Source organism: Cycloclasticus sp. PY97N (genome assembly GCF_002443175.1).
GTDB lineage: Bacteria > Pseudomonadota > Gammaproteobacteria > Methylococcales > Cycloclasticaceae > Cycloclasticus > Cycloclasticus pugetii.
This window is the reverse complement of record NZ_CP023664.1, coordinates 454,859-469,680: the sequence shown is the minus strand read 5'-3', so window position 1 is coordinate 469,680 and position 14,822 is coordinate 454,859. Positions and strand designations below refer to the sequence as shown.

The following is a 14,822-nucleotide window of genomic DNA, read 5'->3' as shown; positions in this document are numbered from 1 at the left end:
ACTGCCAAAGAAAATCGACACTGGTCTTTAGAAAACTAGCCCATACGCACATTCATCATCCACAGCGCCACCCCACTTATCGCAAAAAACAAACACAGCGACACCCAAGATTTATATTGAAACCTCGCGGTAAGCACTGCCTCATTTTTTGTTGAAATTAAAAATGGTTTACGGCTACTCACTGGTCTTTCAATTAAATGCTCAACAGGTCCACGGTGCTGACGGGCTAACTCCTCTGCCAACTGGTGTTTTGCAATAAGAACAGCCTTTTCCCACTCCGCTGAATCAATGTGCCCATCGCGGTCTTCATCAAAACGGTTTAATAGCATCCGCGGGTTGCTTTTCCATTGCCTTAATATCGCCGCTAAAGACTCATCCTTTGTTGGCAACGCCAGTTCCTTAAACGACTTAAAGTCACCAAGAACATACAATTGATCACCTTCATGAATGCGTTTTTCGCTATAACGGTATCGCTTAGCAAGAGCAAACGCACTTGAACTAAAGCCTTTTGGACCTGCGGTTGGAAAAGGTGAACTGCCATACCAAGTATCAGAAACCGAATGGATTACTTCAGCATCATCTGGGTTAACAATTGCCCGCCCCGTTTTACCATGCAGAGAAAACACGCCGTCACTAATACCAGTTTCAAAAAGGCTCCAACTGGTACGGCTACGCCCCCGCACATAATGCGACTGTTTCTCTTCTACTTTATACCAATACCAAACACAGCTTTGCTTCGTTAAGGGCGCAATAATAGGCTCGCCAGGTAATAATCTAGCGATGCCAGCAAACTCGTTATAACCTTGTGATGCCGACCTGATCAGTGCCGTCGGCGTGTCCTGCATAATGCGATAACGCCACAAATAACGAAAATAAAAATATAGGCAGGCCAAGGAAATTAGGCATGTAGCAATAAAATATACCCAAAACTCATCAGCCGGCAAGCGTTCAATGGCCTCTGCCCACTCATTCATTATTCAAATAATTTTTTAACATTAACATCGGCCGTTTGTGACGCTTCAAACTCTAATAAATCAAAATCATTAAAGTTAAAGAATTTTGCTATCAATACATCTGGAAATTGCTCAATACGGACATTATTTAAATTCACGCTTTCATTATAAAATTCACGTCGGTCCGCGATGTTATTCTCTAGCTGACTTATTCTATTTTGCAGCTCTTTAAACGACTCATTTGCTTTTAGTTCAGGGTAGGCTTCGGCAACGGCAAATAGGTTCATGAGACCTTGCCGCATCTGTGTTTCCGCCTTCCCTAATGCCGCCACATCTGACTCGCCTAGGGCATTTGAAACGCCCGAGCGCGCCAACATAACTTTTTCCAAGGTGTCTTGCTCATGTTTCATGTATTGCCGACACGTTTCAACCAATTTTGGTAACTCATCATGTCGCTGCTTAAGCAACACATCAATGTTTGACCACGCTTTTGATACGCTATGTTTCAAGCTCACTAAGCTGTTATACAACGCTATTCCATAGCCCACTAAGACAACAATAACGGCCAATGCCATAAATCCTGATACACTCATGTCTTTCTCCCTTTAACAAATACTCACTAAAGTATAGAACAGGAAATCGCACATGCACGTTAAATCTTTTGACTCTAAAACACCGCGAATTGAAGACTCTACCTTTATCCACGATACCGCCGTTGTTATTGGCGACGTTGAACTTGCTGCCGATGTGTCTATTTGGCCATTAGCCGTTGTTCGTGGCGACATTCATAGTATTAAAATTGGTCGTCGTTCTAATATTCAAGATGGTAGCGTTATACACGTTACCCATGCCAGTGACTTTAACCCGGGGGGCTACCCTGTTGTGATTGGAGAAGACGTAACCGTTGGGCATAAGGTGACACTGCATGGCTGCACCATTGGTAATCGTTGCCTGATTGGAATGGGCGCTATTGTGATGGATGGCGCTATCGTCAATGACCAAGTGATAATTGGTGCTGGGAGTCTTGTCCCTCCGGGAAAGGTATTAGAAAGTGGCTATTTATATATTGGCTCTCCAGTCAAAAAAGCTCGGCCCATTAATGAAAAAGAAGCCCAGTTTTTAACCTATTCACCGCAGAACTACGTTCGATTGAAAAATAAATACCTTAACGAGGCAACCTAATGCGTTTCTTCAACTAAACTGAAAGGTATCATTCATTAATTATCCTAAGGGCTACTGTCATGCGTCATTTCTCGTTTGCTCGACAACCCATACTAAACCGCTCCTTAGAACTTCACGCCTATGAATTCTTGTATCGCCCGATTGAAGATGAAAAGCAACAAACACATTCTCTTACTGCTGAGGTTATCGCTTCTTCTGCGTTAGACTTAGGGTTACAAAAAGCAGCAAACAACCACTTTGTTTTTATCAATATATCGTATGAAGATTTATTTAGCCCTCTGATTGAAGCTCTGCCTTCTGAGCAAGTTATCTTAGAGTTATTAGAAGACATTCAACCTGACGCTAGTCTTATCGAAAGAGCTCAAGAGCTTTCAGAAAAGGGGTTTACTTTCGCTCTTGATGACTTCGTGTACAGCCCAAAATGGGACCCTTTAATCGAATTAGCCTCTATTATTAAGTTTGATTTAACCCTCACCTCCATCGAGGTCAACAAAGCCTTAATTGAAAAACTCCAACCCTGTGCTATACAATTTTTAGCTGAAAAAATAGAGACCTTCGACGACTTCAATGCCTATAAGCAAATAGGCTGCGAGCTATTTCAGGGATATTTTTTTTCAAGACCAGAGTTAATAAAAGGGCGTACTGTTAGCGCTAGCACGTTTGCTATCATCCAACTTCTAGCCCATGTTAACCAGGTGGACATTTCAATGTCTGAACTCGAAAGCACCATTGAAAAGGACCCTAATCTTACCCATATGCTTTTAAAGTATTTAAACTCTGCCAGCTTCTCGTTCAAAAACCCCATTGAACGAATTAAACAAGCCATTGTTATCTTAGGTATTGATGAAACAAAGAAGTGGGCGACATTAATTAGCTTGCGCAGCATCCCTTCTAAACCCTTAGAGCTTATAAAGCATGCCTTAGTACGTGCTAAATTGGCAGAAAACATTGCCGTAAAGAACGACAAAGCACACCCAAACAGCTATTTTCTAATGGGGCTGCTGTCTACATTGGATGCCTTATTAGACATGACAATGAAGGAGGCCGTTAAACCCCTACCCTTGAAAAGTGAGATTATAGACGCCTTAGTTGAACAAAAAGGTGAGATGGGTGAGGTCTTAAAAATAATCATTAAACATGAGCAGCAACTTAATTGGCCCATAGGTGATAACTATTCAAACGACTATTTAAAAGCATGCCAATGGGCTGATGATGCTAGCTCATCCATTTAACTTTACAAGCTCAACAGCATTTCAATGCGCTTTACTTTAGCCCCTTTAAGACGGCTGAAGTCTCAGGCATAACTCCACGCCAAAGATGAAACGCATGCGCTGCTTGCTCGACTAACATACCCCGACCATCCACTGATAAGCGGGCGCCTTCTTGCAAACCCCAACACACAAATGCTGTCGGCTGCTCACTATACGCCAAATCATAGCAAACCCCGTTCGGCGACAATAAGCCATTTGCTATCTCAGGCAAAGAACCACTTAAACTGGCCGATGTCGCATTAATGATCAAATCAAATTGCTTTCCTGCTAAGTCTTCATAGCTTGAAGACTGAATTCGGCCCAATGAAGAAAATAAAACTTCCATTGCTTTTGCTTTTGAGACAGTTCTATTAGCCAAATAAAGTTGCCTAGGCTTTGCCTCGAGCAACGGCCCTAGTATTCCACGAGATGCTCCGCCAGCACCCAACACAAGGACTCGCTGATCATCTATCTCCACCCCTAAATTTGTGCAAAGGTCAGTTAACAGCCCTATACCATCGGTATTATCACCTAATAAAGAACCATCGTCTAAACGCTTAATCGTATTAACCGCCCCACTAAATTTAGCGCGCTGTGTTAATTGGTCTACTGCTTCATATGCGAGCTCTTTCAAAGGTACGGTGCAATTAACACCTTTTCCACCAGCCTTAAAAAAATCAGCAAGCGCTTCATTAAACACGTCGGGCTTCACTTCCTGCGCCTCATAGCTTAATTGCTGCCCAGTCTGATCAGCAAACTGTCGGTGAATAATAGGTGATAAACTGTGCCCAATGGGAAACCCAAATACTGCGTAGCGATCCGTCATTATTTTTCTTCCGTTAGCCAGCGTGCCACATCTTTTGCAAAGTAAGTTAAAACACCCTGCGCACCTGCCCGTTTAAATGCCAGTAAAGACTCTAAAACAACCGCTCGCTCCTCAAGCCAAGCATTTTGCACCGCTGCCTTTATCATTGCGTACTCCCCACTCACCTGATAAGCAAATACGGGGGTGTCAAACGATTCAGCCACCCGACGAACAATATCTAGGTAGGGCATGCCTGGCTTGACCATTACCATGTCAGCACCTTCTTCAATATCTAAGCCGACTTCAATCAATGCCTCATCGGTATTTGCACAGTCCATTTGATAACTGTACTTATTGCCTGCTCCTAACTGAGCCGCAGAACCCACTGCATCCCTAAACGGGCCATAAAAACTGGACGCATATTTCGCCGAATAGGCCAAAATTTTAGTATTCGTATAGCCCTCTACCTCCAGTGCTTCGCGGATTGCACCCACACGACCATCCATCATATCTGAGGGTGCCACCACATCAGCCCCCGCTTCTGCATGGGACAAGGCTTGTTTTACCAACACCTCCACCGTGTCATCGTTTAACACATAACCAGTATCGTCAATCAACCCATCCTGACCATGAGTTGTAAAAGGGTCTAAGGCGACATCGGTAATAACACCTAGCTCCGGCAATGCAGCCTTTAACGCCCGAACTGCTCTTTGCGCCAAACCTTGCGGGTTCCACGCTTCCTCTGCTGAACTTGTTTTAACACTCGCGGGCGTCACAGGAAATAAGGCAATCGCAGGCACCCCTAGTGTCACGAGTTCACGCGCTTCGTCCACCAACAAATCAATACTAAGTCGCTCAACACCCGGCATAGAATCGATTGTTTGACGTTGGCTCTCGCCCTCAATCACAAATACGGGGTAAATCAGATCATCCGTTGTTAACACTGTTTCACGCATTAAACGGCGACTAAACTGGCTTGATCGCATACGTCGTTGCCTTCTGACTAGAATCGAGTTTGTTTTATTGATCTTCATTTTACCCACCATTTCAAGCTATAATCATTTTTGACATTTTAACGACTTAGTCGACAAAACACTGTAGAAAAATTAAACTGATCGACTATACTTTTTACAAACACAGATCAAAGGCCGCTTAATTAAACACCTAATAAACTTTAATTAAGTATTGTATCTTGCCCGACAATGCCTACACTAGCGTCTTTTTACAACCCCTGCCACCAGAGAGGGGCAATGACGATAAATGAAGCTGCAATAGGACAAGAAAATAATCTATTCCAGGGGATAACCCGGCACTACAAAATAAGAACAGGATATAGACAATGAACAAACTAAAAGGTTTTTTAACCGTCGGGCTCTTCGCCTTTGCATTAACAATTAGCTCATTTGCAAGCGCTGAAGACTTAAACCCTCCTCAACAAGTCATCCAAGAAACATCTGACCTGTTACACGACATCCTTCAAAAGGATAAAAGTAAACTCGATGACCTTGATTATGTTTTTCAGTTGGTCAACGAAGTACTTGAACCTCGTGTTGATTTAAATAAAATTTCTAGACTTGTTTTAGGTAAACACTGGCGTAAAGCAAGCGAAGAGCAAAAAACCTCATTCCAAAAAGAGTTCAAGGGCTTATTGGTAAATACTTACGCCACTGCCTTTAAAGAATTTGATGAATGGACCATACATTTCATACCAATGACCTTCGACCCAACAGACACAAGGCTAATGGTTAAAACTGAAATTATTCAACCTTCTCGCCCACCCGTTGCTGTTAATTACCGAATGGCCCTTAACAAAGCTGGCGAATGGAAAGCGTATGATGTGATCATCGAAGGGATTAGCATGGTAACTAATTACAAAGCGAGCTTTTCTAAAACCATCAAAAGCGCCGGCGGACTCGATCAAGTTATTCAACAATTAGCCGAAAAAAACAAGTTATCAGAAACAGACAGCCAACTTGTTCGAGAAGAAACGAGCAACAAGTCTTAATAACAGCTCTGTTTAAGCAAGCCAATCTTTAGGCTGTAAAAAAACATCATACAGTTCGCTTTCAGCTGTCCCTGCTTCTGGGTGCCAGTTATAACGCCAGCTAACCTGTGGTGGCAATGACATTAAAATGGATTCCGTACGGCCACCTGTTTGCAACCCAAACAGGGTTCCTCTGTCATACACCAAGTTAAACTCTACATAGCGGCCCCTCCTATAGAGCTGAAAATCTCGTTCCTTGCCAGTATACGGCAAGCTTTTACGTCGCTCGACAATAGGCTGGTAGGCAGAAATATAGTGGTCACCCACGCTCTTCATCAGCTTGAAACAACGTTCGAACCCCCCTTCATTTAAATCATCAAAGAAAAGCCCTCCGATACCGCGTGGTTCATTACGGTGTTTTAAAAAGAAATATTCATCACACCATTTTTTATAATCGTTATAAACATTATCACCAAAAGGTTCGCACGCTTTTTTTGCCTGCCGATGCCAATGCTTTGCATCATCTTCAAAGCCATAATAAGGCGTTAAATCAAAGCCGCCTCCAAACCACCAAATTGGTGCTTCACCGTCTTTTTCTGCGATAAAAAATCGCACATTAGCATGTGATGTCGGTACATAAGGATTACGAGGGTGTATCACCAATGAAACGCCCATTGCTTCAAAATTTCGCCCCGCCAACTTGGGACGATTCTGTGTTGCTGATCCGGGTAAGGCGTCACCTCTTACATGCGAAAAATTAACCCCCGCCTGCTCAAACACCTTGCCATTCTCTATCAGCCTCGTACGCCCTCCGCCTGTATCGCCCCCTCTATCCCATAGGTCTTCTTTAAAACCACCCTCTTCCTCAAGGCCTTCAATACTGCTACAAATGTTGTTTTGCAAAGCCAACAGGTAGTCTTTAACACGCTGGGGATTGGGTGCAGACATCAATAAAATCTCTTAGGTTAACGTAATTGCTTATTTAAAAAGGGGTCGATGATTCGGCTGGGATTCAAAAAGCCACCTACTTGGCCACTTATTGTATAAACATTTTTCGACAAAAACTTTAGACGCGCTTGATACGCCGTTCTTACTGCCTCACAACCCGACATGTTAGCACTAGTAGACACAATCGCTGTACCAGCTAACTGGCACAGCTCTTTAGCTAGGCCATGCTGTGTCAAACGAACCGCTATATTACTCCGCCCACCTGTCAACCATGCTGGCACCGATGTTTTTGCAGGCAGTAACCAAGTTGTTGGCTCCGATACCTGGCCCTTTATTTTTGACATAAGGTCATCAGATAAAGGCTGCACATAAGGTTCAAGTTGACAAAAATCAGATGCGATAAGAATCAAGCCTTTACTAACCGATCGCCCTTTTAAATCTAACAGTCGATAAACTGCCCCTTCGTTCAATGGGTCGCAGCCTAACCCAAACACGGCCTCTGTTGGGTAGGCTACAAGACCACCGGCTTGAAGTTGAGCAACAAACCGTTTTTTTTGCCAAACTGATGGCACAACCGGATTACCCTTGTTGAAGCTTTTCTTGCAGGGCTTGGTTTTTCTTAATAACAGCTTCGCCTGACGCTTTTCTATCTGCACGTACTCGTTGTGCAACGCCCTCATCAAACAAGCCGATAATTTGAGCGGCAAGATAAGCCGCATTTTTTGCACCCGGCTTACCAATCGCTACACTAGCAACAGGGATACCTGCTGGCATTTGTACGGTCGACAATAATGCATCTTGCCCTTGTAAAGAACCCGCATCAAGCGGCACACCAATAACAGGCTTAACGGTATTAGCCGCCACTGCTCCTGCTAAATGAGCAGCCAGACCTGCTGCTGCAATAAAGACCGCGCAACCTCTCTTATCGGCATCGGTAACGTAGGCATGTGTTTCTACTGGCGTTCTATGTGCTGAGGTCACTCTCACCTCATACGGTATGTCTAATCCTTTTAATACATCCAGTGTTGCCTGCATAACAGGAAAGTCAGAGTCAGAGCCCATTAAAACGGCTACAAATGTTTTATTATCTTGCATCATTTACCTTTTAATTTATTAAGTTTTAGCCATTTCTTCGCATGGCGTTACGTAGGAACATTCTTGTTGTGGACAGACTTTTTCAGTGCCACGTCTTTTAGTTGTTTTTAATGTCAAAATAGGCCAATTACAATTTGGGCATGGCTCATTAATCGGCTCATTCCATAATGCATATTTACACTTAGGATAATTAGAGCACGAGTAGAATATTTTACCCTTTCGAGATTTACGTTCAAGTATTGTTCCCTTTTTACAATCAGGACAAACAACATTCGTGTCTTTTGGTTTCTCCAAAGGCTCCATATGCTTACAATCTGGATAAGCACTACAACCTATAAATTTGCCATATCGACCGGTGCGAATAATTAAATTAGATTCACACTTTGGGCATTTTCTCCCTTCAACAACTTCAGGCTCTGCAGAAGCGGCATCATCATTCAAGTTACGCGTATAACTGCATTCGGGGTAATCCGTACAGCCAATAAACCGTCCATTTCTACCCAAGCGAATCGATAGCTGTTTACCGCACTCTGGACACTTTTCCTCCAGCGCCTCTTGCGTAACATCGCTACGTTGAACACTGACTTCCTTATCATCAATCAGTGTTTTAAATGGCTGCCAAAACGTCTTCATTAATGGCAACCACTGCATTTCACCTCTTGAAACGGCATCCAGGCCATCTTCTAATTTAGCGGTGAAGTCATAATCCACATAATTCGTAAAATGCTGCGTTAAAAATTTATTTACAATTCGCCCAACATCAGTCGGATAAAAGCGTTTCGTTTCTAGCTCTACATAGTCGCGATTTTGTAATGTTGAAATAATCGATGCATAGGTCGATGGCCGGCCAATTCCATGCTCTTCAAGCGCTTTAACTAGGCTTGCCTCACCATAACGAGGGGGCGGTTCAGTAAAATGTTGGTTCGCTATCACCTCTTGCAAATCAACTAGCGCACCTTCTTCCAGAGGTGGTAACATTTTTTCCTTATTGTCATCATCCTCTTTACTGTCATCTTTACCTTCAAGATACACTGACATGAAACCGGGTTTATTTACCGTTGAACCTGTGGCCCGAAAAACATAGCCCTTGCCGCAGGTTAGGTCTGCACTCACCCCATCAATCAACGCATGAACCATTTGGCTGGCCACCACGCGTTTCCAGATCAATAAATAGAGTTTATATTGGTCATTCGACAACGACCCTCTAATTTCATCAGGAATCCTTGCTGCTGAGCTTGGACGAATAGCCTCATGGGCTTCTTGAGCATTTTTTGATTTAGTTTTGTAAACCGGCGCTTGTTTAGGTAGATTCTCTTTACCATAACGCAATTCAATCAATTGACGAATTTCATCAACCGCTTCAGCCGCTAAGTTCACCGAATCTGTTCGCATATACGTTATCAGACCAATTGATTCTGAACCGATGGTTACCCCTTCATAAAGCTGCTGAGCAATCTGCATGGTCTTTTTAGTTGTAAAACCTAACTTTCTAGATGCTTCTTGCTGAAGTGTGGAGGTTGTAAAGGGGGCGGCTGGGTTACGTTTACGCTGTTTTTTTTGTAGCTTTTTAACCAATAATTTATTGGCGGCAACAGCCACAATATCGTCTTTTATTTTATTCGCATCCGCCGCGTTTTCGACACTAAACTGGGTCAGCTTTTCGCCATCCACATGTGTTAGCTTGGCTTTAAAAGATTGGTTAGCCGCCTTAGTTGCCGCTTCAATACTCCAATATTCACGACTATTGAAAGCTTCTATTTCTAATTCACGTTCAACAATTAATCTTAACGCTGGGCTTTGAACCCGTCCAGCAGATAAGCCGCGTCTGATTTTTTTCCATAACAACGGCGACAAATTAAAACCAACCAAATAATCGAGTGCGCGCCTAGCTTGCTGCGCATCAACCATATCCATTGATAATTCACGCGGCTCCTGTATCGCTTTTTGAATTGATTTTTTAGTAATCTCATGAAAAACCACTCGATGTACCGGCTTATCTTTGAGCAGTTTTTTTTCCTTTAATAACTCAGAAACATGCCATGAAATGGCCTCACCCTCTCTATCCGGGTCGGTTGCAAGATAAAGCTCATCGGCTTTTTTCATCGCCTTTGTAATCGCCTGCACATGACGCTGATTCCTTTCGACCAAAGAATACTTCATCGCAAAATCATGGTCCGGGTCTACCGCGCCCTCCTTCGGAACCAAGTCCCTCACGTGGCCATATGACGCTAGAACAGTAAATCCTTTGCCTAAGTATTTTTCAATGGTTTTTGCTTTTGCTGGCGATTCAACAATGACAAGAGCTGACATAATAAGACCTAATGAAGTTCGAATGGAGTATCGCCGTAAACCAGCTCCTCCATTTGTGAATAATGACCTTCCATGCCAGATTGACTAAACAGCACCATTAACGCGACCCACTTCACATGATCTACAGAAAGAAGCGCATCACCCAAGGCCATCGCTCTATCAATGATCAGCTCACGGCGTGTTAAGTCGATAATCCCTGTCTGCTCTAAAAACAACAAGAAGCCTTGCGCATCAACATCAAAACGTAATCGTTCTTCGGCTGAATAAACCCGGATCGCACTTTGACCAACATAGTTTTCTATCACCTGCGATGGTTGAGTCGTTAACTCACCCATCCAATCAAAGGCTCGATCAACATAGTTTTCTGTAAATCCTGCTTCCAGCAATTCAGTTTTTAACTTGCCTTGCTCAAGGGCCTTTTCATCGCCCGCATCAATATAATGCTCGAACAAATACACAAGTACTTCAAAAATAGTTTCTTTCATTTATTTTAATTTTATCTCTATTTATTCGGCTGAACACCGATAGAAAAGGCCTCCAGGCGCAGATGACACTAAACCTTGAAGCTCCAATACCAGTAACATAGACGAAATCTCTTCGGCTGTAAAATTAGTTTCTGTTATTAGTTCATCTACGGAGATGGGGTCAAACGCAATTTTTTCAAGTAAAACAGCATAATCACCCGTTATTGATGTCTTATTCAACCTAAGCTCTTCGTTCTGCCCATCATCTTCACTGAGAGCCGCCAACGATAAGTTACCTAACTCTTCAAGTACATCTTCAGCCGTTTCAACTAATTTAGCCCCTTGTCGGATCAAATGATGGCAGCCTTTTGCAAGCGGATTGTGAATCGACCCGGGGATTGCAAACACTTCCCGGCCTTGTTCCATTGCATGTTTTGCTGTTATCAAGGTTCCACTCTTTATCGCCGCCTCAACCACCAAAACACCCAAGCTTAAGCCGCTAATAATTCTATTCCTTCTCGGAAAATAGCCCGGTTTTGGTTGTGTGCCAATTGGAAATTCCGACACCAACGCACCAGATTTAATAATTTCTTCAGCCAACGGCTTGTGACCAGCGGGGTAAACCCTATCGAGCCCTGTAGCAGCGACAGCGATTGTTTTTCCGCCGGCCTCTAAAACACCTTCATGCGCCGCTTGATCAACGCCTAATGCTAAACCACTCGTTACTGTTAAGCCAAAGGTGGCAAAGCTTTTTGAAAATGCATGCGCTGTTTTCATGGCCATTGGTGAAGGGTTTCTTGTTCCTACCATGGCTATTTGCAAAGATCCTAACAAGCTACGATTACCACGAATAAATAAAATAGGCGGCGGGTCTGGAATTTCTTTAAGCAAAAGCGGGTAATCTTCATCGTACCAACACATAAGGTGACAATCTTCACGTTTGAGCCAGTTTAAATCTGGCTCAATTTCACGCTCATCCAGGTTTTTTATTTGCTGAATAACCGTTGAAGAAAGCCCAGCCTGCTTGAGCGATGCTGCGGAGGCGCCAAGAACATTTTCCGGCGTACCAAAGACCTCCAATAACGATAAATATGTTTTAGCACCAACGCCAGTAATTCGCCATAAAGCTAACCAAGGACGATAATCAGAAGCAAGAATGCTCGTTGAAGAAACTCGCCCGTCTTCCCCGTTGGAGCTATCCAATACTACGGGGTATGAACAACATCGTGGCGGTGTATCACGCGAGAGCTTTCCATCACGAGACCATAGCTGACTCGGTCAAACACCCTAAATACCATTAACACGCCGGCCTTTTCATCCGGTAACGTCACTTCTGCGCCACCACCAGCAATGATGTCTCTAACCGTTTCGCCTGCTCGATCAATTTGTAACACATGACCCACTTCAACGCCGTCTTGTTCGCCACGGTCAATCACCACCACATCATATTTTGCTACTTTCGACACACCATCAACGATTCCAACAATTTGCCCTCTAATATTGCTCTTTGGCGCATGAGGGAAGTAGTTTTGAACAATCGGTCCTTCGATAGCCGGTAACAAACGATCACCTTTTCGTACTTCACGCGTTGATTTAGACAACATCACAGTCGCTGGGTCTCCTTTCAGCTCTACCGTCGACTCTGCGATATAGACCGCCTCGAAACCCAATGACTCCCCAGTTTCTCCATCCAAATATTCTTCGCCCTGTCGCACAATAATGTAGCCATCGGCTATGCCGTCTTGAAATGAACGGACATACGCTTTGTAGCCCGGACTTCCGAGAATATGCTCATCATCAAATGCCACTACATAAGGCGCAGACTCATACTCCTCTTCCGTCATCACTCTTGGACTATTTAAAAAGGGTGCAATGGCATCAATCGGTATTGCAGGAATGGCATCCGCTAAACTAGAACGCCGAATTGAGGGCGATAATTTTCCATCACCTCTTTTTAAAGTCAACCTTGGCACGCCATCTACAAAAGACAACTCAATAATATCGCCGGGGTAAATTAAGTGTGGGTTCGCAATTTGATCATTCGCTTGCCATATATCTGGCCAACGCCATGGCGTTTGTAGAAAACGTGCAGAAATATCCCAAAGTGTATCTCCTTTTACAACCACGTAGCGATCCGGGTGTGATGGGTTCAGCTTAATATCGTTTGCCAGTACACTCCAACTCAACAACACTCCAACCACTAACACTAATAATTTTTTCATGGCCACGATCTTCCTTTTATTGGCGATTTAATAACACTCTAAGTCTAGCTTAAAATATTGACTATTCAAAGTTTAACCTAAATTCGTTAGAATTCACTCTAAACAATTGGCCACCGTCGCATATTTCACCCCCTTCCAATATGACAAAATTAAATATTCTGCATTTTCCTGACAAACGGCTACGAACAAAAGCCACCGATATCACCGTCTTTGATGACGAATTAAGGCAATTTATTCGCGATATGTTTGAAACCATGTACGCAGCGCCCGGTATTGGACTTGCCGCAACGCAGGTGAATTACCATAAACGCCTCATTGTCATTGACGTCTCTGAAGATAAAAACGAACAGCTTTGCCTCATTAACCCAGTTATCACTCATAAAGAAGGCATTGAAGTAATGCAAGAAGGCTGTCTATCGGTCCCTGGATTTTATGAAGACGTAGAAAGAGCAGAGTCGGTAACGATTAGCGCTCAAGATGAACATGGCAAGCCTTTCGAGCTAACAGCTGACGATTTATTGGCCGTATGCATTCAACATGAAATAGATCATTTAGACGGAAAATTATTTGTCGATTACCTATCTCCTTTAAAACGCAATCGCATTCGAAAGAAGCTAGTGCGAATGGATAAAGAACGAGCCGAACAAACAACTCAATCCAACTCGCTATAGCTGGCCTTTAAACATGAACATTATATTTGCAGGCACGCCTGATTTTTCAGTGCCAACGCTTCAAGCGCTTATGGCTAGTCAGCATCATGTCTGCGCTGTTTATACACAACCAGACCGACCGGCCGGCAGGGGACGAAAAGTTCAACTTAGCCCCGTCAAACAATGCGCATTGGACGCTAATATACCCATTGAACAGCCCGTTAACTTCAAATCAGCAGCATCGATAACAACGCTAGAACAGTATCAGGCAGACCTTATGATTGTTGTCGCCTACGGTATTATTTTGCCAGACCTTGTCTTGAATACACCCAGATTTGGCTGCATTAACATCCATGCCTCCTTATTGCCTCGCTGGCGCGGCGCCGCACCTATTCAACGTGCTATTTTATCGGGCGATAAAGAAACTGGCATTACCCTAATGCAAATGGATACCGGCCTCGACACCGGAGATATGTTGTCAAAAACTGTTCTCCCTATTCAGCCCGAGGACACTTCCAGCAGCCTCCACAATAAATTATCGACCTTAGGCGCCAACGCCTTAATAGATTTACTGCCCCTCGTTGACGCACAACAACTTAGCCCGAGCCGCCAAAACAACAATGAAGCGACCTATGCTCACAAACTCAGTAAGCAAGAAGCCCTGATAGATTGGAGCAAACCAGCTGCTGACGTTCAACGCAGTATTCAAGGTTACAACCCATGGCCGGTAGCCCACACGCTTCTCAACAACAAACCCTTACGCATTTGGCAGGCAACCGTCACCCAACTTCCCACTTCCGGGCAGCCAGGAGAGGTTAACACTGAGAAAAATAAATTATTTGTTGCCTGTGGCGATTACTTCATTGAAGTTAACGAGCTTCAACCTGCTAATAAACGGCGCATGTCCGCGTCCGACTACCTATCTGCACATCACATCAACGCATTAACATTAGGCTAAG

The 14,822-nt window shown here is 43.7% G+C and carries 16 protein-coding genes; 5 read left to right on the top strand and 11 right to left on the bottom strand.

Features of this window, described 5'->3' with window-relative positions:
- Positions 1-35: 35 nt before the first annotated feature.
- Both CPC19_RS02355 and CPC19_RS02350 read right to left on the bottom strand, forming a co-directional pair.
- Positions 36-974: a hypothetical protein gene (locus tag CPC19_RS02355; RefSeq protein WP_016390859.1), complete on the bottom strand. Its 939-nt coding sequence runs from the start codon at positions 972-974 to the stop codon at positions 36-38.
- Positions 974-1,546, bottom strand: coding sequence for a LemA family protein (locus CPC19_RS02350; protein ID WP_015006894.1), 573 nt, complete (start codon positions 1,544-1,546; stop codon positions 974-976). Before CPC19_RS02350 ends, CPC19_RS02355 begins: the two co-directional genes overlap by 1 nt.
- 52 nt (positions 1,547-1,598) lie before the next feature.
- Here CPC19_RS02350 and CPC19_RS02345 point away from each other — a divergent pair, with 52 nt between their 5' ends.
- Entirely contained in the window at positions 1,599-2,135 is a 537-nt protein-coding gene (locus CPC19_RS02345) for a gamma carbonic anhydrase family protein (RefSeq protein ID WP_015006895.1), read from the top strand.
- 59 nt (positions 2,136-2,194) lie between these two features.
- Entirely contained in the window at positions 2,195-3,367 is a 1,173-nt protein-coding gene (locus tag CPC19_RS02340; protein WP_016390858.1) for an EAL and HDOD domain-containing protein, read from the top strand.
- A gap of 31 nt (positions 3,368-3,398) precedes the next feature.
- Here the strand turns inward: CPC19_RS02340 and aroE are convergent, their stop codons facing one another.
- Both aroE and hemB read right to left on the bottom strand, forming a co-directional pair.
- Positions 3,399-4,211 carry a shikimate dehydrogenase gene (gene aroE, locus CPC19_RS02335; RefSeq protein WP_016390857.1) on the bottom strand — a complete coding sequence of 271 codons (813 nt, stop codon included), beginning with the start codon at positions 4,209-4,211 and terminating at the stop codon, positions 3,399-3,401.
- Positions 4,211-5,224 (bottom strand): porphobilinogen synthase, encoded by a 1,014-nt coding sequence (gene hemB / locus CPC19_RS02330; RefSeq protein ID WP_016390856.1) that lies wholly within the window; start codon positions 5,222-5,224, stop codon positions 4,211-4,213. The genes aroE and hemB overlap by 1 nt, the downstream gene beginning before the upstream one ends.
- Positions 5,225-5,529: 305 nt before the next feature.
- On the opposite strand from hemB, the gene CPC19_RS02325 reads away from it, so the two are divergent.
- Entirely contained in the window at positions 5,530-6,195 is a 666-nt protein-coding gene (locus tag CPC19_RS02325) for a phospholipid-binding protein MlaC (RefSeq protein ID WP_016390855.1), read from the top strand.
- Positions 6,196-6,207: 12 nt separating this feature from the next.
- Here the strand turns inward: CPC19_RS02325 and hemF are convergent, their stop codons facing one another.
- The 7 genes from hemF to CPC19_RS02290 are packed head-to-tail and all read right to left on the bottom strand — an operon-like array spanning position 6,208 to position 13,213.
- Entirely contained in the window at positions 6,208-7,122 is a 915-nt protein-coding gene (hemF, locus tag CPC19_RS02320) for an oxygen-dependent coproporphyrinogen oxidase (protein ID WP_016390854.1), read from the bottom strand.
- A gap of 17 nt (positions 7,123-7,139) precedes the next feature.
- Positions 7,140-7,694, bottom strand: a complete 555-nt coding sequence (locus tag CPC19_RS02315) for an L-threonylcarbamoyladenylate synthase (RefSeq protein ID WP_016390853.1) — start codon at positions 7,692-7,694, stop codon at positions 7,140-7,142.
- Between the two features lie 7 nt (positions 7,695-7,701).
- Positions 7,702-8,217, bottom strand: coding sequence for a 5-(carboxyamino)imidazole ribonucleotide mutase (gene purE, locus CPC19_RS02310; protein ID WP_015006902.1), 516 nt, complete (start codon positions 8,215-8,217; stop codon positions 7,702-7,704).
- An 18-nt stretch (positions 8,218-8,235) separates the two neighbouring features.
- Positions 8,236-10,527, bottom strand: a complete 2,292-nt coding sequence (gene topA, locus CPC19_RS02305) for a type I DNA topoisomerase (RefSeq protein ID WP_016390852.1) — start codon at positions 10,525-10,527, stop codon at positions 8,236-8,238.
- Between the two features lie 8 nt (positions 10,528-10,535).
- Positions 10,536-11,012, bottom strand: coding sequence for a DUF494 family protein (locus CPC19_RS02300; RefSeq protein ID WP_015006904.1), 477 nt, complete (start codon positions 11,010-11,012; stop codon positions 10,536-10,538).
- Between the two features lie 21 nt (positions 11,013-11,033).
- Positions 11,034-12,194 carry a DNA-processing protein DprA gene (gene dprA / locus CPC19_RS02295; RefSeq protein WP_016390851.1) on the bottom strand — a complete coding sequence of 387 codons (1,161 nt, stop codon included), beginning with the start codon at positions 12,192-12,194 and terminating at the stop codon, positions 11,034-11,036.
- A gap of 2 nt (positions 12,195-12,196) precedes the next feature.
- The gene (locus CPC19_RS02290; protein WP_016390850.1) at positions 12,197-13,213 is read right to left on the bottom strand and encodes a LysM peptidoglycan-binding domain-containing protein; all 1,017 of its coding nucleotides are present in this window, start codon (positions 13,211-13,213) and stop codon (positions 12,197-12,199) included.
- Between the two features lie 140 nt (positions 13,214-13,353).
- On the opposite strand from CPC19_RS02290, the gene def reads away from it, so the two are divergent.
- A complete protein-coding gene (gene def, locus CPC19_RS02285) occupies positions 13,354-13,884 on the top strand; it encodes a peptide deformylase (RefSeq protein ID WP_015006907.1) in 531 nt (176 codons plus the stop codon).
- A gap of 13 nt (positions 13,885-13,897) precedes the next feature.
- Complete coding sequence (gene fmt / locus CPC19_RS02280) at positions 13,898-14,821, top strand: methionyl-tRNA formyltransferase (protein ID WP_016390849.1); 924 nt, start codon at positions 13,898-13,900, stop codon at positions 14,819-14,821.
- Position 14,822: the final 1 nt, after the last annotated feature.